Annotated in this window: 29 protein-coding genes; 11 read left to right on the forward strand and 18 right to left on the reverse strand. The window is 65.9% G+C overall.

All coding sequences use genetic code 11. The annotated features are described in order from the left end of the window. Positions 1-52: 52 nt before the first annotated feature. Together WJ542_RS20045 and WJ542_RS20050 are read left to right on the forward strand one after the other, a co-directional pair. Positions 53-538, forward strand: a complete 486-nt coding sequence (locus tag WJ542_RS20045) for a hypothetical protein (RefSeq protein ID WP_411191195.1) — start codon at positions 53-55, stop codon at positions 536-538. Then, the gene (locus WJ542_RS20050; protein WP_411192502.1) at positions 539-772 is read left to right on the forward strand and encodes a DUF2459 domain-containing protein; all 234 of its coding nucleotides are present in this window, start codon (positions 539-541) and stop codon (positions 770-772) included. It begins immediately after the preceding gene. An 82-nt stretch (positions 773-854) separates the two neighbouring features. On the opposite strand, the gene WJ542_RS20055 is transcribed toward WJ542_RS20050, so the two are convergent. The 3 genes from WJ542_RS20055 to WJ542_RS20065 form a co-directional block, all read right to left on the reverse strand. After that, the gene (locus tag WJ542_RS20055) at positions 855-1,025 is read right to left on the reverse strand and encodes a hypothetical protein (RefSeq protein WP_411191196.1); all 171 of its coding nucleotides are present in this window, start codon (positions 1,023-1,025) and stop codon (positions 855-857) included. 135 nt (positions 1,026-1,160) lie between these two features. After that, entirely contained in the window at positions 1,161-2,663 is a 1,503-nt protein-coding gene (locus WJ542_RS20060; protein WP_411191197.1) for a glycosyltransferase family 2 protein, read from the reverse strand. 18 nt (positions 2,664-2,681) lie between these two features. Next, positions 2,682-3,299 (reverse strand): cytochrome b, encoded by a 618-nt coding sequence (locus WJ542_RS20065; protein ID WP_411191198.1) that lies wholly within the window; start codon positions 3,297-3,299, stop codon positions 2,682-2,684. A gap of 250 nt (positions 3,300-3,549) precedes the next feature. On the opposite strand from WJ542_RS20065, the gene WJ542_RS20070 reads away from it, so the two are divergent. From WJ542_RS20070 to phaP, 3 genes are all read left to right on the forward strand, one after another. Then, positions 3,550-3,882, forward strand: a complete 333-nt coding sequence (locus WJ542_RS20070; RefSeq protein ID WP_411191199.1) for a type II toxin-antitoxin system RelE/ParE family toxin — start codon at positions 3,550-3,552, stop codon at positions 3,880-3,882. A 4-nt stretch (positions 3,883-3,886) separates the two neighbouring features. Beyond that, positions 3,887-4,156 (forward strand): helix-turn-helix domain-containing protein, encoded by a 270-nt coding sequence (locus WJ542_RS20075; protein ID WP_411192503.1) that lies wholly within the window; start codon positions 3,887-3,889, stop codon positions 4,154-4,156. Between the two features lie 310 nt (positions 4,157-4,466). After that, the gene (gene phaP / locus WJ542_RS20080; protein ID WP_411191200.1) at positions 4,467-5,018 is read left to right on the forward strand and encodes a TIGR01841 family phasin; all 552 of its coding nucleotides are present in this window, start codon (positions 4,467-4,469) and stop codon (positions 5,016-5,018) included. Between the two features lie 118 nt (positions 5,019-5,136). On the opposite strand, the gene WJ542_RS20085 is transcribed toward phaP, so the two are convergent. Genes WJ542_RS20085 through WJ542_RS20100 form a run of 4 tightly spaced genes read right to left on the reverse strand, consistent with a single transcriptional unit; the run spans position 5,137 to position 8,700 of the window. Continuing rightward, positions 5,137-6,192, reverse strand: coding sequence for an alpha/beta hydrolase (locus tag WJ542_RS20085; RefSeq protein ID WP_411191201.1), 1,056 nt, complete (start codon positions 6,190-6,192; stop codon positions 5,137-5,139). A 58-nt stretch (positions 6,193-6,250) separates the two neighbouring features. Further along, positions 6,251-6,940: a FadR/GntR family transcriptional regulator gene (locus tag WJ542_RS20090; RefSeq protein ID WP_411191202.1), complete on the reverse strand. Its 690-nt coding sequence runs from the start codon at positions 6,938-6,940 to the stop codon at positions 6,251-6,253. A 58-nt stretch (positions 6,941-6,998) separates the two neighbouring features. Further along, positions 6,999-7,943: an SMP-30/gluconolactonase/LRE family protein gene (locus WJ542_RS20095; RefSeq protein WP_411191203.1), complete on the reverse strand. Its 945-nt coding sequence runs from the start codon at positions 7,941-7,943 to the stop codon at positions 6,999-7,001. A gap of 19 nt (positions 7,944-7,962) precedes the next feature. Beyond that, positions 7,963-8,700, reverse strand: a complete 738-nt coding sequence (locus WJ542_RS20100) for a ribonuclease activity regulator RraA (protein WP_411191204.1) — start codon at positions 8,698-8,700, stop codon at positions 7,963-7,965. Positions 8,701-9,075: 375 nt separating this feature from the next. Between WJ542_RS20100 and WJ542_RS20105 the strand changes: the two genes are divergently transcribed. Then, positions 9,076-10,380 carry an MFS transporter gene (locus tag WJ542_RS20105; RefSeq protein ID WP_411191206.1) on the forward strand — a complete coding sequence of 435 codons (1,305 nt, stop codon included), beginning with the start codon at positions 9,076-9,078 and terminating at the stop codon, positions 10,378-10,380. A 62-nt stretch (positions 10,381-10,442) separates the two neighbouring features. Continuing rightward, positions 10,443-11,270, forward strand: a complete 828-nt coding sequence (locus WJ542_RS20110; protein ID WP_411191207.1) for an NAD-dependent epimerase/dehydratase family protein — start codon at positions 10,443-10,445, stop codon at positions 11,268-11,270. 33 nt (positions 11,271-11,303) lie between these two features. On the opposite strand, the gene WJ542_RS20115 is transcribed toward WJ542_RS20110, so the two are convergent. Then, positions 11,304-11,630, reverse strand: coding sequence for an antibiotic biosynthesis monooxygenase family protein (locus tag WJ542_RS20115; protein ID WP_411191208.1), 327 nt, complete (start codon positions 11,628-11,630; stop codon positions 11,304-11,306). Between the two features lie 141 nt (positions 11,631-11,771). On the opposite strand from WJ542_RS20115, the gene WJ542_RS20120 reads away from it, so the two are divergent. Beyond that, on the forward strand, positions 11,772-12,161 hold the full coding sequence (locus tag WJ542_RS20120; RefSeq protein WP_411191209.1) for a VOC family protein: 390 nt from the start codon (positions 11,772-11,774) through the stop codon (positions 12,159-12,161). Between the two features lie 99 nt (positions 12,162-12,260). Here WJ542_RS20120 and araD read toward each other — a convergent pair whose 3' ends face one another. The 7 genes from araD to WJ542_RS20155 all read right to left on the reverse strand — a co-directional run bounded on the left by araD (position 12,261) and on the right by WJ542_RS20155 (position 20,983). Next, positions 12,261-14,012 carry an L-arabinonate dehydratase gene (gene araD / locus WJ542_RS20125; RefSeq protein WP_411191210.1) on the reverse strand — a complete coding sequence of 584 codons (1,752 nt, stop codon included), beginning with the start codon at positions 14,010-14,012 and terminating at the stop codon, positions 12,261-12,263. 57 nt (positions 14,013-14,069) lie between these two features. Next, on the reverse strand, positions 14,070-14,996 hold the full coding sequence (locus WJ542_RS20130; protein ID WP_411191211.1) for an ABC transporter permease: 927 nt from the start codon (positions 14,994-14,996) through the stop codon (positions 14,070-14,072). Continuing rightward, on the reverse strand, positions 14,996-15,877 hold the full coding sequence (locus tag WJ542_RS20135) for an ABC transporter permease (RefSeq protein ID WP_411191212.1): 882 nt from the start codon (positions 15,875-15,877) through the stop codon (positions 14,996-14,998). Before WJ542_RS20135 ends, WJ542_RS20130 begins: the two co-directional genes overlap by 1 nt. Continuing rightward, a complete protein-coding gene (locus tag WJ542_RS20140; RefSeq protein ID WP_411191213.1) occupies positions 15,874-16,953 on the reverse strand; it encodes an ABC transporter ATP-binding protein in 1,080 nt (359 codons plus the stop codon). The genes WJ542_RS20135 and WJ542_RS20140 overlap by 4 nt, the downstream gene beginning before the upstream one ends. 85 nt (positions 16,954-17,038) lie before the next feature. Beyond that, complete coding sequence (locus WJ542_RS20145) at positions 17,039-18,151, reverse strand: extracellular solute-binding protein (protein ID WP_411192504.1); 1,113 nt, start codon at positions 18,149-18,151, stop codon at positions 17,039-17,041. 275 nt (positions 18,152-18,426) lie between these two features. After that, positions 18,427-20,007: an aldehyde dehydrogenase (NADP(+)) gene (locus WJ542_RS20150; protein WP_411191215.1), complete on the reverse strand. Its 1,581-nt coding sequence runs from the start codon at positions 20,005-20,007 to the stop codon at positions 18,427-18,429. A gap of 37 nt (positions 20,008-20,044) precedes the next feature. Beyond that, positions 20,045-20,983 carry a dihydrodipicolinate synthase family protein gene (locus tag WJ542_RS20155; RefSeq protein WP_411191216.1) on the reverse strand — a complete coding sequence of 313 codons (939 nt, stop codon included), beginning with the start codon at positions 20,981-20,983 and terminating at the stop codon, positions 20,045-20,047. Positions 20,984-21,089: 106 nt separating this feature from the next. On the opposite strand from WJ542_RS20155, the gene WJ542_RS20160 reads away from it, so the two are divergent. The 3 genes from WJ542_RS20160 to WJ542_RS20170 all read left to right on the forward strand — a co-directional run bounded on the left by WJ542_RS20160 (position 21,090) and on the right by WJ542_RS20170 (position 21,820). Further along, complete coding sequence (locus tag WJ542_RS20160; RefSeq protein WP_411191217.1) at positions 21,090-21,239, forward strand: hypothetical protein; 150 nt, start codon at positions 21,090-21,092, stop codon at positions 21,237-21,239. Continuing rightward, the gene (locus WJ542_RS20165) at positions 21,236-21,415 is read left to right on the forward strand and encodes a hypothetical protein (protein ID WP_411191218.1); all 180 of its coding nucleotides are present in this window, start codon (positions 21,236-21,238) and stop codon (positions 21,413-21,415) included. Before WJ542_RS20160 ends, WJ542_RS20165 begins: the two co-directional genes overlap by 4 nt. Positions 21,416-21,589: 174 nt before the next feature. Continuing rightward, the gene (locus tag WJ542_RS20170; protein WP_411191219.1) at positions 21,590-21,820 is read left to right on the forward strand and encodes a hypothetical protein; all 231 of its coding nucleotides are present in this window, start codon (positions 21,590-21,592) and stop codon (positions 21,818-21,820) included. A gap of 602 nt (positions 21,821-22,422) precedes the next feature. On the opposite strand, the gene WJ542_RS20175 is transcribed toward WJ542_RS20170, so the two are convergent. Genes WJ542_RS20175 through WJ542_RS20185 form a run of 3 tightly spaced genes read right to left on the reverse strand, consistent with a single transcriptional unit; the run spans position 22,423 to position 24,166 of the window. Beyond that, positions 22,423-23,133: an amino acid ABC transporter permease gene (locus WJ542_RS20175; protein ID WP_411192505.1), complete on the reverse strand. Its 711-nt coding sequence runs from the start codon at positions 23,131-23,133 to the stop codon at positions 22,423-22,425. Then, positions 23,133-23,291 carry a hypothetical protein gene (locus WJ542_RS20180; protein WP_411191220.1) on the reverse strand — a complete coding sequence of 53 codons (159 nt, stop codon included), beginning with the start codon at positions 23,289-23,291 and terminating at the stop codon, positions 23,133-23,135. The genes WJ542_RS20175 and WJ542_RS20180 overlap by 1 nt, the downstream gene beginning before the upstream one ends. Continuing rightward, positions 23,288-24,166 (reverse strand): peptidylprolyl isomerase, encoded by an 879-nt coding sequence (locus WJ542_RS20185; protein ID WP_411191221.1) that lies wholly within the window; start codon positions 24,164-24,166, stop codon positions 23,288-23,290. Before WJ542_RS20185 ends, WJ542_RS20180 begins: the two co-directional genes overlap by 4 nt. Positions 24,167-24,169: the final 3 nt, after the last annotated feature.

Here is a 24,169-nt window from a genome sequence, read left to right on the forward strand (position 1 = left end):
GGGTATGGCGCGTGCGACGCGCGGTAGCGTCTCGCGAGAGCAGTCTTTTTCTATGGATGAACGTCGCGCGGGCTGGCTCGCGCTGTTTGTACGGAGCGCGTGCGTAGCCGTTCTGGGCGCATTCCTGAGCGCGTGCGCGGCTGTCCTGAGCGCGTGCGCGTCTGTCGATACGCCGATGCCCGCCGCCGTCGATCCCGGCCAGGCCGGTGTCGCGCACACGTTCGTTGCCGTCGTCCGGCGCGATTGGCATACCGACGTATGCCTGCGCACGCGCGACGCCGGCGCCTGGGCACTCGACCTCGCGCACGGCTTCGACGGGGCGACCGTGCTGTGCTTCGGCTTCGGGGAACGGCAGTACGTGGTCGGGCGCAGGCACGATCCGCTCACGATGCTCGGCGCACTTCTGCCGAGCCGTGCGGCGATCCTGATGACGGTGCTGCGGGCCACGCCCGAGGACGCGTTCGGCGAGAAAAACGTGGTCGAAGCGCCGGTGGGAGACGCGGGCCTCGAAGGCCTCCAGCGTTTCCTGCGCGATTAGATCGAGACGAATGGCGCAGACGAGCCGCAACGCCTCGCGGACGGCCCCTATCCCGGCAGCCTGTATTTCGCGGCGAGAGGGACTTACGACGCCCTGCACACCTGCAATACATGGACGGCGCGCGCCCTGCGCTCGGCGGGACTTGCGAGCGTGGCGGACACGCCATTCGCGGGGCATTTGATGCGCGAGACGCGCGCGGCCGCGGCACGCGCGCCCGACGAGGCCAGTCCCTGACGCCGGCGACCGGGCCGTTAGCCGCCGCTGGCAACATGAATATGCATGGCGGCGCGTGCCGGCGAAAGCAACGATACAGCGATCAACACGGTGCAGCGCAGGTCGTACCCGGAGGAGGCGGCGCAGGCACCGCCGTTGGCTGGGGCACGACCACGGTCTCGCGCGGCGGCGGATTCGGGTCGCTGCTGCTGAACGAAAGGCAGCCCGCCAGCGCAAGCGGCAAGACGAGGGCAATGAGGCTCGAGCGTTGCATGTGGACTCTCCGGGATCGGCTGAAGCCGCCACGCTCCGTTGCGTGACGGCAGCACCTTTCAGAGAGCAAGCCGGATGCCGCTCAACTCAGACGAATGCAGGACCGCGTTCCCTCGCGCCCGGAAACCCGGCACCCTCAGCGCAACGGCGCCGGCCGCTCGCCGTTGCCCGGCGAAGTGAGGCCCGTGCGTTCCTGCACGCCCCACTTGCGACGGCCCAACAGGAAATGCAGCCAGCCGAGCGCCGCCCCGATGTGTCGCATCAACTGGAACGAGAACGGCTCGAAGATCGCGGCGAGAAAGGCCATGCCGAAGCTCGAACTCGTGCGGTCGCCGCTCCACTTCCGGTACAGGTGAACCGAGTACAGGTGAAATGCGAGGTCGATCGCGATCTTGCCGACGATCACGCCCAGCACCGGCAGCACGATCGTGAAACGGCCGTCGAAGAGAAAGCCGAGCAGCAGCGCAAACGCGGTGAGCCCGTAGATGGGCTGAACCGTATCGAACGCCTTGACCGGCAGCATCAGCAGACCGAGCTTTCCGTAGCGGCGGTTGCCGGTCATGTCGCGATACCAGTACTGCGTCTGCAGGAAACCCGCGAACCAGCGGCGGCGCTGACGCAGAAAACTCGCGAGCGTGCCCGGCGCATCGGTGCGCGCGCGCGCCGCGCCGATCACGCGCACGTCCCAGCCCAGGCCCTCGTGCGCCGAATGGCGGCGCAGACGATGGATCAGCTCGTAGTCCTCGACGAGACAGTACGGATCGAAGCCGCCCACCGCCGTCACGGCGTCGCGCCGGAAACAGGCGAACGCGCCCGAGACCAGCAGCAGGCTGTCCGCGCGCATCCATGCAAAGCGCGAGATGAAATTGCGGATGTATTCGTAGGTCTGGAACCACTGGAAAAAACGGCCGGAGAGCGACGTGTTGCACACCGGCGTGAGCAGCCCCGCCGCCGCCACGAGCTCACGCTCGCGGCCGAACGCGCGGGCCATCGCCGCGCAGGCATCGGGTTCGAGGAGCGTGTCGGCGTCCACGGTCATCAGCGTGTCCGTATCCACCGCGAGGAGCGCCGCGTTCAGCGCGCGCGCCTTGCCGCCGTGCGGCAGCTTCAGCCACCGCAGGTTCGGATACTGTGCGGAAGGTGGGCTCAGGCGGCCTTCGCCCGGGTCGGCCAGGCCGTAGCGTTCGGTCAGCAGCGCCGCCGTGCCGTCGGTCGATCCGTCGTCGGCGATCACGATCTGCTGCGGCGGCAGCGTCTGCGCAAACAAGGCGTCGAGCGTGATCGGCAGCACCGCCGCCTCGTTGTGCGCCGCCACGATCACGCCGAGCGTGGGCGGCGCTCCGCCATCGGCCGCGGTTGCCATTTCAGTTGCCGCCGCATCGGCCACGGCAATATCGCTCGGCGGCCTGAGCAGCACGGCCGCCTTCCATGCCACGAACAGCAGCAGCAGCGTGTCGTACACGACATAGGCAATACCCGTTGACCACGCAACGACGCCCTGCAGAAAGAACGCGCGCGCAAACAGCACGAACCATAGCACCATGACGCCCAGGTGGATCATGATGCTCGCGAGCGGCGTGGGCGGCGGCGCAAGGCGTGGCGAAGTGCGCGCGAGCGCCTGTTCAAGCGTGTTGTTCAAGACTTTCCCTTGCGTGGCTTACGGCATCATCCGGCGCAGCACTGAATGACAATCGATCCATTGATGCTTGAGCGCGCCCGCAATGTGCAACGCGAGCACGCCGTAGAGCGCATAGCTGCAGGCGGTATGCAGCGCGCCGAACTGCGTGTGCAACTGATCCTTCGTGGCCGGGTCCAGGCTCATGATGAAGCCGATGCGCGGCCAGGGCACGAGACCATAGAGATACATGGGATGCGAGGCCGCGGCGACCCACGCGGAGTCGTGCAGCCAACCCGTGAGCGGCATTGCGAAGATCAGCACGTAGAGCGCGATATGGGCGGCATGCGCCGCCGCACGCTCCCAGCCTGGAAATTCGGCGGGCAACGGCGGGGGACGATGCGTGAGCCTCCACAGCACGCGCAGGATCGCGAGACCGAGCACGGTGATGCCGATCGATTTGTGCGTGTCGATCACGAGGCGGATGTTCGTATCGGAAAGCGTGCCGTCGGGCAACAGCGCCGCGGTCAGGCCGAGCACGACGTTGGTGAGGATCAGGAGCGCGATCAGCCAGTGCAGCAGCACAGCAACGCGCGTGTATTTCTGCGCGGCGGCAGGGACGTCGTTGAAGCCGGACTCAGCGGAAAGGGAGGTTTTCACGTGGCTAGCCTGGGCGGTTCAGTGAGGGTAACGCTCGGCGCGGGCGGTTTATTCCATGCCTTCATGCCGCGCGCCAACGAGCCGCATTATGCGCCCAGGCGGTTTCTGCTGCAGAAAGCGGTGGCGGGCCTTGGGGCCTCGGACGACGAGAGCCCGCAGTCCTCGAAAGTCGCTCACAGGCTTGACGCCACTCAAATCGGGTTCCTCCGGCCCATGCTGGCGAAATAACATATTTGTTACTATAATCGGCATGAGATACCTGATCGACTTCTACAGCGAACGGGTTGAGCGCAGTCTCTACGCCCTACCCAAAATGCTTGCAGTCCGCTTCGTTGCCCTTGCCGAGCGCATGGAAAAGTACGGGCCGAATCTCGGCGAACCCCACACCAAAGCGATGGGAGAAGGCTTGTTCGAACTACGGCTCAAGAGCCCCGAAGGTATCGCCAGAGTGTTCTACTGCGCCGTTGTTGATCGACGCATCGTGATGCTTCATGGCTTCGTGAAAAAGACGCAACAAACACCGCGCAAAGAACTGGAAATTGCCCGCAAACGACTGCAGGAGGTTAAAAGTGGGGACGTTTAAAGCAATGCGCGAACGGGTCCTCGCCGATCCCGAAGCGCGGGCCGAGTACGACCGATTGAATCGCGAAGAGTTTGCCCTGCTCGACCAGATGCTGGCCGCCCGCCATGAAGCCGGCCTTAGCCAGGCACAGGTGGCCGAGCGCATGGGCACCAAGGCACCCGCCGTGACACGCCTCGAGCGCGCGCTGGCGTCCGGCCAACACTCGCCCTCCCTCGATACGCTCCGCAGGTACGCTGCGGCATGCGGCAAGACGCTGCGGATTTCGCTGGTCTGAGTTCCCGCAGGCACAAGAAGCCGGCTGGCGAAAAGCCCTTCCGGAAACCAGGCTGACGGCCGGAACGAAGTGACCACACCGTCCCCAGGGTGCTGCCGTCAGCATCTCATGCACCACGCATTTTCCATACGAATCAATTATCTGGCGTGATGCTGCATCGCACAAATATTTCTTGACACACCATTCTGGTGCGCTATCATGGAGTCCAGATTGCTGCAACGCACCAAACCGGCGGGACGGCGATCGATTCGAACGTTTTCCCATTTTCCAAACGGAACCGCCCCGCCGGTTCGTCATCAGGAACGAAGACATGACTCTGCCGACTCCCGAACAATTCGCCGCCAGCCAGAAAGCCAGCCTCGAGACCCTTTTCGGCCTCACGAACAAGGCGTTCGACAGCGCCGTCAAGCTCGCCGAACTGAACATCCAGACCGCGCGCGACGTCTTCGCGCAAGGCCAGGAACAGGCTCAGGCAGCGTTCTCCGCGAAGGACCCGCAAGGCTTCTTCGCCGTGCAGGCCAACCTCGCGCAACCCGCCGCGGAAAAGGCGCTGGCTTATGGCCGCAGCGTGTACGACATCGTGTCGGCCGCCCAGTCGGAATTCACCCGCGCCGCCGAGTCCCACCTCGCGGAGCAGCAGCGCGCTGTCCAGTCGCTCGTCGAAAGCGCAGCGAAGAACGCACCGGCCGGCTCGGAAAGCGCCGTCGCCGCGATCAAGACGGCGTTCAACGCCGCCAACTCGGCGTATGAGTCGGTGAACAAGGCAGCGAAGCAAGCCGTCGAACTCGCCGAAAGCAACTTCCAGGCTGCCACCAAGGTTGCCGCGAAGGCATCGACTCGCGCCACGAAGCAAACGGCGTAAGCCAGAAGCCGTCGTCATCGGCGGCCGTCAGAGGCGGGCCGGTTTCGCACGAAACCGGCCCGTCGCGCCTTACTCACCTCCCCCTCAGCATCCCTCTGACGGCCGTCCCCCTGGACCGTCAGTCGACGCAACTTCCCGTATCGAACATCGTCGCCAGCGCGCACGCCGACGTGAGCATGCGTCTGCCGTCGTGGCCCACGCCCGGCACGATATCCATCGACTGATTCAGCCCCTCCGGATGCCGCCCCTGCAGGTAGCGGAAAAAACCCTGCGCACGCGCCATGCGCTGCGGCCCCTGCGCCTCGGCTTCGCAACGTTTGTCGAGTGCGGGCTGCGCCGGGTCGGTGTCGTCGCCGCCTATCAGATAGACGATGCGCCGCTTCACGTAGTCCGTCTCGATCTGCGCCGGTGTGCGGTCCTGCATGAACGCCGGGCGTCCATCCATGCCGTATTTCCACTGATCGAAACCGGGGCAGCGCGACGCATCGAATGGCGCCGGTGAGCCGCTCGCGTCGGGACGCAGTGCGTCGAAGTACGCATACGACGAGGGATTGGCCACCAGAAAACGCACGTCGATGCCGGCGGCCGCGAGCGCATCCGCCGCGTGGGACGCCTCGGCGTAACGCTGCACGAACTGGGCACCGCCGGAGTGGCCCGCCAACACCACCGACTTCAACGCGGGAAAGCGATGCCGGTCGGCGAGCCGCTCGACTATGCGGTCGAGCACCGCGTACGAACTCACCGGCACGGCGCCTGCCGCCGGGCCGCCATCCATCCAGGCGTCGCCGTGCCAGCGCAGCAGGTTGGCGGGTGAAGCGAACGCGCGGGTATCGACGCCCGCGAGGAATTGCGGCGCGATCAGCAGCAGCGTCGCGGGATCGGCGTGCGCGGCCGCGCGTGCCGCTTCGAGCGATCGGAAATAGACGTCCGCGTTGCGCAAACGCCCGTGCAGCACGATCACCACGCGTGTCACGCGCGGCTGAGGAATCGTCCAGTCCTCACTCACATAGAGCGGAAATTCGGCGTGGCCCTGCGGCGTATCGATCGGCAGGCGCGCGGAGGCGATCACCTTGACGGCATGGAGAGGCGGCGTACCCGCAGGCCCGGCAAGCACCGACCCCGTGGCCAGTGCCGCGGCCAGCGCCATGCCCTGCAGAAACGTCGAACGCAGCATCGGCGCCGCTCCTCATGAAAGGACAACCGGAAAGCCGAAAAAGAAGGGGTGCCGCGAGTCAGGAACCGAACATGCGGTTGACGGCGCGTTCAAGGTGCGCGCGCATTGCGTGCGACGCGCGTTCGGGATCGCGCGCACGCACCGCTTCGAGCACTTCGAGATGTTCCTGCTGAACCACGCGCTGGCGTTCGATCGACTTCACGAGCGAGAGGTTGCGCGACAGGTTCATGCTGAACACCATCTGCTCCTGGATGCCCGAGAGCGCGGTGATGAAAAACGGATTCTTCGACGCGCGGGCCACGGCGAGATGAAACGCGAAATCGTCCTTCGCGCCGATGCCCGAGGTTTCGATGATCGTCTGGAGGTTGTCCCACTCGCGCTGAATGGCTTCGAGGTCGGTGTCGTCGGCCTTCTGCGCGGCCAGCGCCGCCGCGCCGGCTTCGACCACGATGCGGTACTCGTAGCAGCGGCGGATGTCCGACAAACTTTCGAGCGGCGCGAAGCGGCGCACGTCCGGGTCCGGCCGCCGCATCACCGTGGTTCCCGATCCGTGGCGCGTCGCGATGATGCCGTCCGCCCGCAGTTGCGCGAGCGCCTCGCGCACCGTCGGCCGCGAGGTCGCGAAGCGCTCCGCGAGCATGTGCTCGGTCGGCAGGCGCTCCCCTTCCTTGTATTCGCCTTCGATAATGCGGTTCAGGATGTCGCTGTAAATCCGCGCCGGCATGTTCGGCGCCTTCTGCTCAGCCATGTTCGGACGCACGCTATTGAGTTGTCAGGAATGTTGTTAATTGTAAGTCATACGGCACTCAGAGCATCCCGGCGAACGAAGGCTCGGGCAATCCGCGCACGCCCGTCTCGAGCACGAACACAAGGCCGTCCCCGTCGCCCACTTCGGGAGGACAGATCGTCGTCACGAACAACTGGTCGAGCCCGGGACCACCGAACGCGCACATCGAAGGCTTCGACACCGGCACCGCCACGCGCCGATCGACCTTGCCCTGTGGCGTGAAGCGCAGCAGCAGGCCGGCGTCGTTGGCACAAATCCAGTAGCAGCCGTCGGCATCCACCGCCGCGCCGTCCGGGCGGCCCGCGTAGTCGTGCAGGTCGGCGAACACGCGGCGATTCGTGGGCACGCCCTCATCGGTGTCGTATTCGAAGGCCCAGATCAGCCGGCTCGATGGATGGGAGTCCGAAAGATACATCGTGCGGCCGTCCGGCGCCCAGGCGAGCCCGTTCTGGGTGCACAGACCCTCTACCACCGGCACGGAGAGGCCGTCCTCCGCCGTGTAGCGATAGAGCTTGCCCGCCGGCTGCGGCCCCACCGCGTCCTGCACCATCGTTCCGGCCCAGAAGCGACCTTGACGGTCGCACCGGCCGTCGTTGAAGCGCATGCGCGGCGCCTCGTGCGCGACGGTCGCGAGGCGGCGCACGTCGAGCGCGCCGTGCTGCGCCCCCTCACCCCCACTCGCCGCCTGCGGCTCGTGCAGCGTCAGCGCGAAGATGCCGGTTTCGAGCGCGGCCAGCACCTTGCCGTCGTGCGCGAAGGCGAAACAGCCGATGCGCTCCGGCAGATGCCATTCGGTGCGTCGCCCGGCAGCCAGTTCGTAGCGCACGAGCGTTTGGGCTGGAATGTCTTCCCAGTACAGCGCATGGTCCTGCGCGCACCAGACCGGGCATTCGCCCACCGACGAGCGGCGCGCATCGCGCATCTCCAGCGGCCGCACCGGCACGCGCTCCTGTTCGATCGTCATTGCCTCTTCCTCGCCGCGTTCAGCCCTGCTGGGTCTTGCGCCATTCGGCGAAGGCGGCCAGCGTTGCCTCGTTGGGCGGATAGGTGCCCGGCAGCGCGGCGCCCGCTTCGATGCGCGAGGTGATGAAGCGTTCGAGCACCTCCTGCTCCCACGCGGCCTCGGCCACTTCCTCGGCCAGATGGCGCGGCACGACCACCACGCCGTCGGCATCGCCGACGATGATGTCGCCCGGGTACACGGCCACGCCGCCGCAGCCGATCGGCACGTTCAGGTCGACGGTGTGGTGCTTCGTGAGGTTCAGCGGCGCCGAGGCGCCCGCGCAGAAGACGGGCAGCCCGAGCGCGGCGATGGTGGCGCTGTCACGCACGGGGCCGTCGGAGACCATGCCCGCCACGCCGCGCACCTTCAGGCGCGTCGCGAGGATCGAACCGACCGACGCCGCCGCGTGCTCGCCGCGGCAATCCTGCACGAGCACGGCGCCGGCCGGCACTGTTTCGACGCCCTTGCGCTGCGGATGCTCCGGATTCTGGAACGCGCTCAACTGGTCGAGATCCTCGCGCGCCGGGATGTTGCGCATCGTGAAGGCCGGGCCGACGAGATTGGGCGCGCCGGGCGCCGGCGCGACGAGCGGCTTCACCCCCTCCAGGAACACATTGCGCAGTCCGCGCTTGAAGAGCTGCGTGGTGAGCGTCGCGTTCGAGACGTGGCGCAGTTTTTCGAGAGCGGATTCGCTCACAGAGATGACGGGTGAATTCATCGTGTCTCGTCCAGAGTCGTGGGATACGGGCCGAGCGGGCCGCCGGCCCGCTCGGGTTTCCAGCAGTGTGCCTGCATTGTTGTAATACAACTGGAAAATTGTCAACCAGCGACTCTTCGACGGCCGGGCGCCATGCAAGCTAAAGCGGCGACATTTCTGCCAAGCCTCATTCTGCGGTCATCCTTTTACCGTTTTGCAGGGCTCGCCCAGCAGTGAGGCGCCTCATTTTTCAGCCGGCACCAGGGCAAATCCCGACCCACGCCAGATTTGCTTTACAACTTTACCGCAAATAGAATGATGTCTTACATGCCGGGCAGCAGGACTCCCCCAACCCGACGAGGTTTTACAAGCGACGCCAGACGAAGGAGACACGCAGTGCAACGCAAGACTATCAAGGGGCTCCGTTGGTGGATCATCGGCCTCATCATGATCGGCACCATCTTCAACTACCTTGCGCGCAGTTCGCTCTCGGTAGCGGCGCCCACGCTCACGCAGACGATGCACATGACCACGCAGCAGTATTCGTACGTGGTCACGGCGTTCCAGGCCTGCTACGCACTCGCGCAGCCCATCGCCGGCCTCGTGCTCGATTCGCTGGGCGTCAAGATCGGCTTCGCGATCTTCGCGTTCGGCTGGGCCATCTCCAACATGCTGCACGGCCTCGCCACCAGCTGGCCCTCGCTCGCGTTCTTCCGCGGCCTGCTCGGCGTGAGCGAAGCGGCGATCTTCCCCGCCGGCATGAAGGCGATCAGCCAGTGGTTCCCCGCGAAGGAACGCTCGGTCGCCACGGGCTGGCTCAACACCGGCACCTCGGTGGGCGCCATGATCGCCCCGCCGCTCGTCGTCTGGTGCATTCTCAAGTACGACTGGCAGTTCGCCTTCGTGCTGACCGGCGGCGTGGCGCTGATCTGGGTCGGCCTGTGGCTCGTGTTCTTCCGCACGCCCGCCGAGCATCCGATGCTCTCGGCCGAGGAAGCCGACTACATCCGCGCGGGCCAAACGGCCGCCCAGCATTCGCCGGCCGGCAAGCCTTCGTGGAAGGAAGTGCTCAGGCAGCGCCGCTTCTGGGGCATCGGCATTCCGCGCATGCTCGCCGAACCCGCGTGGCAGACGTTCGGCGCGTGGATTCCGCTCTACATGGTCACCGTGCGCCACATGAACCTGAAGGAGATCGCTCTCTTCGCGTGGATGCCGTTCCTTGCCGCCGACCTCGGCTGCCTCGTCGGCGGCTATCTGGCGCCGCTTTTCATGCGCTGGTTCGGCTGCTCGCTCATCACCTCGCGCAAGCTCGTCATCACGACCGGCGCGTGCCTGATGATCGGCCCGGCCTGCGTCGGCCTCGCCGCGAGCCCCTATGCCGCGATCGCGCTCTTCTGCGTCGGTACGTTCGCTCACCAGACCATCTCGGGCGCCCTGTTCACGCTGGCTTCGGATGTCTTCGGGCAGCACGAGGTGGGCACGGCCACGGGGCTTTCCGGCATGTTCGGTTATCTTGGCGCCACGGTCTTTTCGCTGATCGTCGGGGCGGTGGCCGGCACCATCGGCTACAACCCGCTGTTCGTCTGCCTGATGCTGTTCGACGTGGTCGGCGCGATCGTGGCCTGGCGGCTGGTCTCCGACCAGCAGAAAGCCGACGCCGCGCTTGCCAGAGTCGACGGCACACAAAGCGTGAAGGCCTGAGTTTTCGGCCGGTGCCCCTCGGGGCGCCGGCTTTTGCCGTTTTTCTGCGAGGTAACTCCACCGTGAAGAAAGTTGCATTGACCGGCGCGGCCGGCCAGCTTGGCACCGTGCTGCGCCGCGCGCTCCTTGCGCGCGGCGTGAACCTGCGCTCCGCAGCCGGCTCGAAGCCGCTCGAACCGATCGTTGCCGGCGAAGACGTCATGCATGGCGACCTGCGCGAGCGCGAGGTGGTCGATCGCCTGCTCGACGGCGTCGATGTGCTGATCCACATGGCCGGCACGAGCGTCGAGCGCCCGCTGCCCGAGATCATCGAAAACAACCTGCGCGGGCTCGTCGAGGTCTACGAAGGGGCGCGCCGCCACGGCGTGAAGCGCATTCTGTTCGCGAGCTCGAATCACGCGATCGGCATGTATCCGGTGGAAGAGAAGCTCACGCTCGATTGCGCGTTCCGGCCCGACGGCTTCTACGGCCTCTCCAAGGCCTGGGGCGAATCGCTCGCACGGCTCTACTGGGACAAGCACGGCATCGAGACGGTCTGCGTGCGCATCGGTAGCTGCGTCGAGAAGCCCACCGAATTCCGCCATCTGAGCACGTGGCTGGGCCACGACGATCTGCTGCAGCTCATCGATCGCGTCATCAACGTGCCGGAGATCGGCTTCGCGGTGGTGTGGGGGGTATCGAACAACACGCGCAGCTATTGGGTACAGAGCGGCGCGGACAACGATGCCGAGCGGCTTGGCTATCGCCCGCAGCAGAATGCCGAAGACTATGCGGAAGAGATCCTGAAGAAGCCGAATCCGCTCGACGCCGTGGCGCAGCGCTATCAGGGCGGCGGATTCGCCAGCATCGATTTCACCCCGTTCGAGGCGCGCGGCAAGCGCGGGGACTGAACGTCCGGCGGCGGCGTTTGCGCCGCCATTCCCCTACTCTGTGCGCTCGAACCCGTAATCGCGCTCGACGCGGCAGATCCGGGTCTGGTAGCTCGCATACCACTGCTCGCGGCCCTGGCGCTGGGCGATCTGATGCTCGGCGTTTTTCTTCCACGCCGCAATCGATTCGAGACTCTCCCAATACGAAACCGTGATGCCCAGGTCCTCGCGCGCCGACTCCACGCCGAGAAAGCCCGGCTGTGTGCCGGCGAGTTCGACCATGGCATCGGACATGCTGGCGTAACCGTTGTCGCCCTCCGTGCGCAGCGACGTGAAGATAACGGCGTAGTACGGCGGGGTGGGCGTTCGGGCGATCGACATCGTTCATTCTCCGCAGTGCAGGGAACCGGTGGGCGCTATCTTACTGCGAAGTCCCGGCGTACATCGCAAGCAACCGGCGTGAAACGACCCCGTTCGGCGCTATAGAATGGAAGTCCGGAACCGACTGGGATTCCACTTGCCATGACCCTGACCGCCTTCAGTCATTACAACCTGCGTGCCGACCGCGCGACGCTGGACACGCTGCGCGACTTCTACGTGAACGTCGTGGGCCTGCGGCTCGGCGAGCGCCCGCCTTTCTCCAGCTTCGGCTACTGGCTCTACGCGGGGTCCAAGGACGTTCTCCATCTTTCCGTAGCGGGGCCGGGAGAAGAACGCGACACAACGGCGAGAAACACGTTCGATCACGCCGCCTTCGCCTGCACCGATCTGCAGGGGACGATGGCCCAACTGCAGCGGTTCAAGGTGCCTTTCACCTGCGCCGACGTGCCGCTAACCGGCCAGCGGCAGATATTTTTCTCCGATCCGGCCGGCAATGGTGTCGAGCTGAACTTCGCGCGCGAAGACGTGTGAGCTTCGCGGGCGTTTCCGATCCGGCAAAAAAACGGCGGCCGCCTCGCGGCGCCGCCGTCAACCTGACAACTCCTACTACGTGATTGTGTTCAGACCTGCCTAGTGAATCTCGGGCTCGCCGCCGCTGCCCTCGCAAGCACCGCCCGCGCCGTCACGCTGCAGGAAGTCGAAATCGCAGCCCTTGTCCGCCTGCATCACGTGCATCTGATGCATCGCGCCGTAGCCGCGCGTGAAGCGCGGCTCGGGCTCGACCCACGCGGCCTTGCGGCGCGCGAGTTCCTCATCGGAAATCAGTATGTTCAGGCGGCGCCCGGGCACGTTCAGCTCGATCATGTCGCCGTCCTTCACGAGCGCGAGCGGCCCGCCGATGAACGATTCCGGTGCGACGTGCAGCACGCACGCGCCATAGCTCGTGCCGCTCATGCGCGCATCGGAAATGCGCAGCATGTCGCGCACGCCCTTCTTGAGGATCTTCTGCGGAATCGGCAACTGGCCCCACTCGGGCATGCCGGGCGCGCCAATCGGGCCGGCGTGCTGCAGCACGATCACGCAGGTCTCGTCGATGTCGAGGTCTTCGCTGTCGATGCGCGCGGCCATGTCGTTATAGTCCTTGAACACGACAGCCCGGCCCGTATGCACGTGCAGATGCTCTTCGGCCGCGCCCGGCTTGATCACGGCGCCGTCCGGCGCGAGATTGCCGCGCAGCACGGCGAGGCCCGTGTCCGGCATCAGCGGCGCGCTGCGGCGGCGGATCACCTCGTCGTTGAAAATCTGCGCTTCGGCGATGTTCTCGCCGAGCGTCTTGCCGTTCACGGTCATCTGCGTACCGTCGATGAGGTCGCCCAGTTCCTTGAGCATCGCCATCAGGCCGCCGGCGTAGTAGAAGTCCTCCATGAGGTACTTGCCGGTGGGGCGCACGTTTGCGAGCACGGGCGTGTGGCGCGCGATGTCGTCGTATTGCGCGAGCGTGAGATTCACGCCGGCGCGGCGCGCCAGCGCGATCATGTGCACGATCGCGTTGGTCGAGCCCGAAAGTGCGAGGCACGTCGTCACCGCGTTGTCGACCGACTTGCGCGTGAGGATGTCCGAGGGCTTGAGGTCTTCCCACACCATATCGACAATGCGCATGCCTGTCTTCGCCGCGTACTGCGCGTGGCGCGAGTCCGCCGCGGGAATCGACGCGAAACCCGGCAGCGTGAAACCCAGCGCCTCGGCCGCGCTCGTCATCGTCGAGGCGGTGCCCATCGTCATGCAGTGGCCCGGCGAACGCGCGATGCCGCCTTCCACGCCCTTCCAGTCCTGCTCCGTGATCTTGCCCGCGCGCAGGTCGGCCCAGTACTTCCAGGTGTCCGAGCCGGAGCCGAGCGTCACGCCGTTCCAGTTGCCGTTGAGCATCGGGCCCGCCGGCAGGAAGATCGCGGGCAGGTCCGTCGAGATCGCGCCCATCAGCAGCGCCGGCGTGGTCTTGTCGCAACCGCCCATCAGCACGACGCCGTCGGCCGGATACGAGCGCAGCGTCTCCTCCACTTCCATCGCGAGGAAGTTGCGATAGAGCATGGTCGTGGGTTTCTGGAACGGCTCGGAGAGCGTCTGCACCGGCAGCTCGACCGGAAAGCCGCCCGCCTGCCAGATGCCGCGCTTGACCTCTTCCACGCGCTGCTTGAAGTGCGTATGGCACGGATTGATCTCGCTCCACGTATTGAGGATCGCGATCACCGGCTTGCCCGCATATTCCTCGCGGCTGTAGCCCATCTGCGCCGTGCGCGAACGATGGCCGAACGAACGCAGGTCGTTCACGCCATACCAGCGATGGCTGCGCAGTTCTTCGGGGGTTTTACGCTTGTTGCTCATGTTGCCTTGCTCCAGGGTCTGCCAGGTCGTTCCTGTGGGGTGAGCCGCCGTCGCCGGTCAGCGCTGCTCCTTCACGCGCGACACGAGCTGTGCCGGGCTCACGAACTGCAGCGCCACCAGCACCCACGCGAGCGTGATCGCCATATAGATCATCGCCATGGCGTCGATCGACTGCGGCGCGCGAACGCCCGTCGAGAACACCGCGTAATACAGCGCGACAACGAGCGTCTGCGTGTCGGGTCCGGCGGTAAAAAAAGTGAGTTCGAACATGCCGATCGTGCGCACCAGCACGAGCAGCCCCGCCGCCAGCATGCCCGGCACGAGCAGCGGCAGCAGCACGTAGCGGAAATAGCGCAGCGTGTTCGCGCCGAAAATGCGCGCGGCGGATTCGAGATTGGGATCGATCTGCTCGATGAACGGCGTCATCACGAGGATCACGAACGGCAGCGCGGGCACGAGGTTCGCGAGGATCACACCGGGCAGCGTGCCCGCAAGGCCGAAGCGATACATCGCGGTCGCCATCGGAATGCCGTACGTGACGGGCGGCACCATCAGCGGCAGCAGGAACACGAGCATGGCGAGGCGCTTGCCCGGAAACTGCGCGCGAGCGAGCGCGTAGGCGGCGGGCACGCCGAGCACGATGGACAGCAGCACGACGGCGCCCACCACTTCGAACGTCACCCACAGCACGCTCGAAAGCTGGAAGTCGCGCCATGCCTGCGCGTACCAGTGCAGCGTAAAGCCCTGCGGCAGCGGCGTACCGAACCAGCGCGTGGCGATGGAGTTCACGCCGACGGTGGCGATCAGCAGCAGCACGTTCAGGAGGAAGAACGCCACGCCGCCCCAGACGAGGCATTTCCACAGCCGGTCAGCGAGGCGTGCGGGCGGCTTCGAGGCTACGACGGTAGACGACACGGCCGGAACATCGCCCGAGAGCGGCGCACCGGCAGAGAGACCGGCGGCGTTGCGGTGATGTGCGCTCATCAGCCCTTACCCCCGCTCACCGGACCCGCATAGAACATACGCCGCGCCGCCAGCATCGCCGCCACGACCACGAGCTGCACGAAGCCCATCACGATCGCGATGGTCGAGGCCAGCGAATAGTCGTAGCTCTCGAACGCGGCTTCCGCGGCGGCAATCGAGATCACGCGCGTGGGGCCTGCCGGCGCGCCGAGCAGCACCGCGGACGGGAACACCGAATAGGCCTGCACGAACGAGAGGCAGGCGGCCATCGTGAGGCCCGGCACGAGCAGCGGCAGATAGATCAGCCGGAACTGCTGCCACGGTCCCGCGCCGAGCGTGGCCGCGGCGCGCGCGAGCGTCGGGTCGATGCCGGTGACGTACGAAAGCGTGAGCAGAAAGGCGAACGGAAAACCCGAGACGATCAGCGAGATCAGCACGCCCCAGTAGTTGTGCGTGAGACGGATTTCTTCGCTGGTGTAGAGATGCACCGCGTGCAGCGCCTGCGGAAACCAGCCGTTCGGGCCGAAGTAGCTGAGCATGCCGTCGGCGATCAGCACCGTGCCGAGCGTCACCGGGATCACGAGCAGCGTCGTCGCGAACTTCTGCCAGGGCGAATTGCGGCGCAGCGCGAACGCCACCGGCACCGAAAGCCCGACGTTGATCGCCGTCGCCGGCACCGCGAGCTTCAGCGTGACGAACACGGTCGGCCACAGCGAAAGGTCGGTGAAAAACTGCACGTAATTGGCCAGCATGCCGCCGCCGTTCATCGGCTTGAACGAGAGCACGAGGCCGTACGCGAACGGATAAAGGAACAGCGCGGCGATGAAGCCGAGCGCCGGCGTGACGAGCCAGCCACGTGCATCGCGCGGCTGGCGGGCGAGCGTGGAAACCAGCGTGCTCATGCGGCACGCTCCGCGTAAGCGAGCACGCGCGACGGCGCGACCCGCAAGGTGGCGCGCTCGCCCGCCGCGAATTCGCCGGCCACGCGCGCCCACAGCTTGCCGAACGGCGCATTGGCGAGCAGCAGCGAATCGCGGCCACCGTATTCGACCAGCTCCACTTCCACGTCGAAGGCGTTCGCGTCGCCGGCTGTGGCGCGCTCGAAGTCTTCGGGACGCATCGCCACCGACATGCCGCCCGCGTCGACCTCGTCCATCGCCACGCCGGTCAGCGTGACGCCGGCAGCCGTCAATGCGACGTGATCGCCGCGCTCGCCCGAGATCGAGAACGGCAGCACGTTGCGATAGCCCATGAAGCGCGCAACGTGCAGGTTCGCGGGACGCCCGTAGATCTCCTTCGGCGTGGCCACCTGCTGCACGACGCCCTCCTTCATCACGACGATGCGGTCGGCCATCGAAAGCGCCTCGTCCTGGTCGTGCGTCACGTAGATCGTCGCGCGTTCGAGCTGGCCGTGAATGCGGCGGATTTCGGCGCGCATCTCGATGCGCAGTTTCGTGTCGAGGTTCGAAAGCGGCTCGTCCATCAGCACGAGCGGCGGTTCGATCACGATCGCGCGCGCAATCGCCACGCGCTGCTGCTGGCCGCCCGAAAGCTGGCCCGGCAGCTTGTTTTCATGACCGACGAGCTGCACGAGCTGCAGCGCTTCGCGCACCCGGCGCTTCGCCTCGTCGCGCGGCACGCCTTGCATCTTCAGGCCGAAGCCCACGTTTTCCAGCACGCTCATGTGCGGAAAGAGCGCGTAGTTCTGGAACACCATGCCGAAGCCGCGCTTCTCGGGCGGCAGGACGTCGATACGCGTCTCGTCGAGCCAGATGCTGCCGCTCGTAAGCGGCATCAGGCCCGCGATGCAGTTGAGCGCCGTCGATTTGCCGCAGCCCGACGGCCCGAGCAAGGCGATGAACTCGCCGCGGCGTATCTCGAGATCGAGGCCGCGCAGCGCGGCCAACTGTGCGCCCTCGGCGCTCGTGAAGCTGCGGCACACCGAGTCCAGACGCAGACGATCGAAAGAATGCTTCATGTCACGTTCCTGATCTGCCTTGACTGCGTTGAGGGGGCTGCACGGCGGGCATGACCGACCCCGCCGCCGTACTCGCCCGCTTGCGTTACTGGGACTTGGCCGCGCCGACTTCGCGGTCCCACTTCTGGAAAGCCGCCACCATTGCCTGCGCCGAAAGCGGCACGACGTGCGGATAGGCCGCGAGCCACTTCGCGTACTCGGGGCGCCCGTACTTCGCGATCACATCCTGGCTGTCCTTCGGCGCCATGTTCAGCGTGACGCCCGCCACGGCCGGGCCCGGATAGAAGTAGCCGTCGTCATAGGTCATGGCCTGCTGCTGCGGCTCGAGCATGAAGTTCATGAGCTTGATCAGCACCGCGAGTTTCTCTTTGGAAACGCCCTTCGGAATCACCATGTACTGGGCGTCGTTCACCCAGGTCATGTTGTCGAAGGCCTGCACCTTGAAGTCGGCCGGCACGATGCCGAGCGCGCGCGGGTTGATGTCCCAGCCCGTCACCGTCACCGTCATGTCGCGCGTCCCTTCGCCCAGCTCCTTCATCACCGCCGAGGTGCCGCCCGGGTAGTACGGCACGCACGCGTTCAGTTCCTTGAGAAAGGCCCAGGTCTTGTCCCAGCCGTTGACCGGGTCTTGCGGATTCTTGTCGCCGAGCAGATACGGCAGGCCCATCAGGAAGGTGCGGCCCGGACCCGAATTAGCCGGGCGCGCGTAGATAAGCTTGCCCGGGTTGGCCTTGCACCAGGCCAGCAGTTGCTCGGGCGTATGGGGCGGATTCGGCACCTTCGCCGGGTTGTATTCGAGCAGCGGACCGGCGGGCATGTAGGCCACTTCGAGGCCGTAGCCCTGCGCGAGGTCCTGCATCTTGCGCGGCCCCGGCGCGTAGTGGTCGAGGACGCCGGGCAGCGCGGCCGCGTTGTCGGGCAGCAGCTTGACCCAGAGGTTCTGTTCGATGCCGGCCGAAAGCGCGTCCGTGCCGGTCAGCACGAGGTCGATGTCGGAGCGGCCCGCGGCCTGCATCGCCTTGATCTTGCCCGGTAGTTGCGGCGCGGGCGCGTTGGTGTAGGTGATATTGGAGACGAGGTTCGGATACTTCGCCTTGAAGGCTTCGAAGGCTTTCTGCGTGAGCTGCAGATCGCCGGCCACGTCGACTATGTTCAGGGAAACCGGATCGGCCTGCGCCGCGCCCGTACCGAGCGTCATCACAGCAGCGGCCGATACACACAGGGCCAGGCGTCTGGCCGACAAGCGTCCTTCGAACATCGCATCTCCTCACATCTGATTATGGGATTTATTCTCTGCGGCCCGTTCGCGACTTGCGCTCAGCGCGGGCTCGCAGCACAGGATGCAGAACCACGCCGCAAGTTGTCAAGCAACATCGGGCTTTATGTCACGAATATCATCGCCTTGTCGGCAACGGTGCGGCGGCTGCCCGATTACCAGGCTGGCGGCCCCACTGCCAGCCTCCGCCTGTGGGTTCAGGCGCGCACCAGTTCGCCGTCGCGCAAGCGCCAGAGCGCGAGCGGATTGTCGTTCTGAAGCGCGGGCGGCAGCAGGTCGGCCGGCAAATCCTGGTAGCAGACCGGGCGCAGAAAACGCTCGATCGCCATCGCGCCCACCGAAGTCGTGCGCGCGTCCGAGGTGGCCGGGAACGGTCCGCCGTGCACCATCGCGTACGACACCTCCACTCCCGTCGGGAAGCTGTTGGCGAGAATGCGGCCCGCCTTGCGTTCGAGCACCGGCAAGAGGCGCCGCGCCTGGGCGTAGTCGCCGCTGTCAATATGCAGCGTCGCGGTCAACTGGCCTTCCAGATGTTCGGCCACGCGCAGCAGTTCCGCCTCGTCGCGGCAGGCCACGACCAGCGACACCGGCCCGAAGATCTCGTCCGCCAGCGCGTGCTGCACGAGGAATTGTCCGGCCGTCGTCTTGAACAGCATTGGCAGAGCGGCGCAGTGCGCGTCCGACTGCGTGCCCTCGGCCACGCGCTCCACGCCCGGCTGCTGCGCGCGCGCTTCCACGGCCTTGCGGTAGCTCGCGGCGATGCCGGCCGTCAGCATGGTCTGTGCGGTCTTCTGCCCGAGCGCTGCTGCGGCTTGCGCCACGAAGCGGTCGAGGTCGGGGCCGTCGAAACCGAGTACGAGACCCGGATTCGTGCAGAACTGCCCGACGCCCAGCGTCAGCGACTCGACGAAGCCCTTCGCCAGCGCCTCGCCGCGCGCGGCCAGCGCCGCCGGCAGAACGAACATCGGATTGATGCTGCTCATCTCAGCATAGACGGGAATTGGCTCGGCACGCTCTCCGGCAATGCGCGCGAGCGCGAGACCGCCGCCGCGCGAACCCGTAAAGCCCACCGCCTTGATCGCCGGATGCGCGACCAGCGCTTCGCCGAGCGCATTGCCGCCGCCGAACAGCAGCGAGAACACGCCCGCGGGCAAGCCCACGTCGGCGACGGCCTGCTGGATCGCGCGGGCCACGAGTTCCGAGGTGCCCGCATGAGCGGGATGCGCCTTCACCACGACGGGACAGCCCGCCGCGAGCGCCGAAGCGGTATCGCCGCCCGCCACCGAAAACGCGAGCGGGAAGTTGCTGGCGCCGAATACGGCCACGGGGCCGAGGCCGATGCGCTGCGCGCGCAGATCGGAGCGCGGCAGCGGCTTGCGCTCGGGCAGTGCCGAGTCGAGCACGGCGCCGCACCAGCGGCCGTCGCGCACGAGCGACGCGAAAAGGCGCAACTGACCGACCGTGCGGCCACGCTCGCCTTCGAGGCGGGCCTTCGGCAGCGCGGATTCGAGATGCGCGCGCTCGATCAGCGCGTCTCCGATCCCCAGAATGCGTTCGGCGATCGCTTCAAGCAAACGCGCGCGCGTTTCGAGCGGCGCGGCGCGCAAAGGGTCGAAGGCCTGCGCGGCCAGCGTACAGGCCCGCTCGACTTCGGCGCTACCGCCAAGGCCGAACGAAGGCTCGATCTCCGCGCCCAGTGCGGGCGCGAAGGCGCGCATTTCGCCCTGGGTACCGCGCACGGCGTCGGCACCCAGGAGCATGTTTCCGGATATCTGCATGGTCGCTCCGTGAATTCCTTTCGCGCACACGCGCGCTTTACGCGCACGCCGCCTGCACGAGCGAGTTTTCGAACGCGAGCAGCGCCTTGGCCGCCTGTTCGATGGCGGGCAGCGCCGACTCGGGCGAACCGCTCAGGAGCGGCAGGATCGGACCCATGTTGCCGATGCCGGAAAGCGTCACGGCGTCGTGCAGCACGCGGATGAGCGAGATGTCGTCGCGCAGCGTTTCGAGCGGCATGAAGTGGCTGTAGAGGCGCTGCGCCTCTTCCGCGCGGCCTTCTTTCGCGGCGGCGAGAAGCGCCATCACGGCGCGCGGCGCGATGCAGCCCGAGCCCGTGGTCCAGGCGGCGAGGCCGAAGTCGCGCACGTGGACGAGCGCCGGACGCTCGCCCATGCCCGAGACGACCTTCGACGCCGGCACCCGCTCGAGCAGGTGGCGCAGGTAAGGATCGTTCGTGGGATCCTGGCGCACGATCGCGTATTTCACGGCGGCCAGCGTGCCGCTCTCGACGAGGCGCGCGAGCGTATCCACGTCCACGTAATCTTCGCTCTTGACATAGAGCGTGAGCGGGATGCCCGCGGTGTCGCTGATGCGCTTCAGGCCCGCCTCGACGCCGGCCGGCGTGGTGAAGCCGCCGAGCGGCAGCACCATCGCGGTCTGGTACGAGGTCTGCGCGAGAATGCGCGCCTGGTCGAGCATCTTGCCGAAGTCCGGACCGATGGCGGGAATCACGCGCGTTTGCGGCCCGGTCAGGTCGGCGAGCATGTCAAGCAACTCGCGGTATTCGCTGACGGCGACGTGGTAGAGATTGGCATTGCCGCCATAGAGCAGCGTGCGGATGCCGCCCGCCTCCATGTGACGGATCAGCCGGCGGTTTTCTTCGACGTCGAGCGTCAGGTCGGAGCGGCGTGCCAGCGGCGGCACGGCCATCACGGTCGAGGCGAATTCGCTCTCGGCAATCGGGGACACGTTCATGAGGCCTCGTGCGGATTAGTGGGTTGTCGATAGATCGCACAGTAGCAGCCGCCCCTATTGTTGTCAAACAACTTTGGTATTTGTTAGGGTTTGTAGGGTGGCGCGAATGACAACCCCTGCCGAAGATCCGGCGCTTCGTCATTGGGGCAGGCTTGCGATCCCGCCGGCGCAACCGGAAAGTAATTTTTCGACACACATCGTTGCGGATAAAAACGGGCCGATAGCAGAAAATGAAATGGTCGGAGAAACATCATGATCAAACTCTTCCTGGCACTGGCATTGATCGCGGAACTCGCGGGATGTGTGGTGGCCCCGCCTTACGCCTACGCGCCCGCACCGGCGTACGGCTATTACCCCGGCTACTACGCGGCGCCGAGCGTCAACGTCGGCATCGGCTACAGCGGTGGCTGGGGCGGTGGATGGCACCACTAAGCAATTCCGCGCCGCTCAATTTTCATCTTCTTTACAGCACCTTTCAAAGAACGGAGGGCGCGCGTTGGGGGATTGCCCGACCTATCTGATCGGATAGCTATGCAGCCCGAAACAGATAGCTACAGTGGCGTTAAAGCTGGATATATAAGATCGAACTTGCATCGCGGGGAATTCATGAGACTCATCGACCAGGAAATCGCGCATATCACGCGCATCATGATTCCGTCACTGGAAACGGCCAGTGGCGTTCCAATCCTGACCCCGGATTACTGGCACCGGCGCCTCTCGAATCTGCTCGACACCGCTCAGCTTTCGCACGCCCAATTTCGCACGATCGACGCACTGATGAACCAGATCGAACGCATTCTGACCGTCGCACGCAATGAGGTCTGCAGCGCGGCCTGAGTGCAAGTGGCATGCATGGGACGTCCTGCATGCCTGCCCGTTTCCCGCCATGTCACCCGAGCATGGATCGGCCCGCCATCAGGCGGGCCTTCTTTTTTACAGGCTCGCGCCAGACGAGCGGAAACTGCCGCAAGCGCACTGCGGGAGTAACATGGTCCCGTTGGATGGGGTGGAGAATGAGACTACCCACTGGAGGTGCGCCATGTCATCCGTTCGAGGCTTGAAGCTTGGGGCCGCCCTCGGCATTTGCGCCGCCATCGCCGCTTGCGCACCGGTGGAAGGATCCGGACCGCAACCCTCTCAGACCGCCGTCGTCAAACCGGCCGGCTCCTGCCAAACTCCGGATGGCAGCCTGGTGGCGGACAGCACTATCGTGCACCGGTGCGCCATACCGGGCCAGACGGTTACCGGATGTCCGCAGTACCTCTGCCAACGATGCAACGACGGAATCTGGAGTAACGAGTACTCCTGTGCATTGCAATGAGACGCCCGCGCCCCGGGATTAGAGTTCAGGCAGAGCCTCCGCATTGCGCAAGGCAAGATGCGTCCATGCCGTCACCCCGTTGCTGTCGACCGTGCCAGGCTGTAGCCGCGCCTTGATCTCAATTCACCGCTGCCCTCGCCTCGAAGTGCGCGCCCGGCACACGGCACCGCCGCACGAGCCACGCCATCGCGGCCCGATCGAGCGCCGTGCACATCACGAGATAAAGCGCGGCGACGAACAGGAAGACGGGTATCGGATACACCATGAGCCGGTTGTTGACCTGCGTGGCGACGAACGACAGTTCCCCCACGCCGACAATGTACGCGAGCGAGGTGTCCTTCACGAGCGAGACCCACTGATTGACGAACGAGGGCGCCATGATGCGGATCGCCTGAGGCAAGACTACGTGGCGCAACGCCGCGAAGCGTGTGAGCCCCAGCGAAAGCCCTGCCTGCCACTGCGCCTCGCCCACGGCGACGATGCCGGCATGCACGGAATGCGCGAGATACGCGCCGCCGATCAGCGAGAGCGCCCATACGACGGCCACAAGGCCCGGCACATCCATATGAAACAGCACGGGCAGCAGGAAGTAGGTCCAGAAAATCAGCATGAGCACGGGAATCGCGCGAAAAAAGCCGATGACGACCAGCAGCGCGGTACGCGTAATGCGCCCCGCCATCGCCAGGGCAATACCGAGGCCGAGGACCGCGGAGACCAGCGCGGAAGCCGCAGCCAGCACGAGCGTCAGCGCGGCGCCGCCGAGCGGTCCTTGCGGAAACGCTCCGACCAGCAGATACGGCAGGTTCGCGACGAATACGCTCCAGGGCATCATCGGCGTACCCCCGTCGCATGCGTGCGCGCGTGCAGCAAACCCTGCAGCGCGGCTTCTATCACCGCGATCGCGACGATATAAAGCACCGTGGCGATGCCGAACGACGCGAAAGTCTGGAACGTTTCCGTCTCCACCTGGCACGCCCGCGCCATCATTGCCGGATCGTCGCGTCCCGAACCTGCGCGGCGGTGAACTGCGCCGCCGCCTTCTGCAGCGCCAGCGTCTGCAACTGCTGCTTCACCGTATCCTTCGCCTGGTCGAAGGCCGGAATCTGCGTCGGCCGCTTCGCATCCAGCTTCACGATCGCCCAGGCCGTACCCACCTGAACCGGCTGCGGCGTGATCCCGCCCACCGGCAGTTGCACAATCGCCTGCGCCAGCGGCAGCGGTACGCCCTGCGTGTTGCCTTCCGTCAGCGGTGTCCTGAAGCTCACCCACGGCATGGCGCCACCGTTCGCCCTGCTCGGCGCCACGCTGTATTCCTTCGCCAGCGCATCGAAGGGCTGCCCCGCCTTCACCTTGCCCAGCACCGTCTTCGCCGTCGCTGCATCGGGCACGACGATCATCTGCGACTGGAACTCCTCCTTGCCCAGCGACGCCACGATCTGGTCGTAGCGCGCCTTCACCTGGTCGTCCGTCACCGCGTCCGGATGGATGTTGTCCTTCAGGTACAGCTGGATCTCGGTACCCACCTTCGCGTCCGCTGCCGCCTGCTGGACTTCCGGCTTCTGGTCGTAGTGCGCCTTCACCGCGTTCTGGCGGAACACCTCACGCACGATCAGTTCATTTTTCAGCACCTGGCGCAGTTGCGGCGTATCGGGTGCGCCCGTTTTCGTGGTCACCGCGCGCACGGCATCGTCGAGCTGGCTCTGCGGCACAGCCACACCGTTGACAACGGCCATCGCCCCTCCCGGCAATCCTGCGGCAGGGGTATCGATCGCGTAAGCGAAAGACGGACCGAGCGAGCCGGCCATCAGCGAAGCGAAGGCCGCAACGCGGGCCGTATGGACGATACGGTTAAGACGGAACATCAC

Origin of the sequence: Paraburkholderia yinzeri, assembly GCF_046581065.1 — a bacterium.
Taxonomy (GTDB): Bacteria; Pseudomonadota; Gammaproteobacteria; order Burkholderiales; family Burkholderiaceae; genus Paraburkholderia.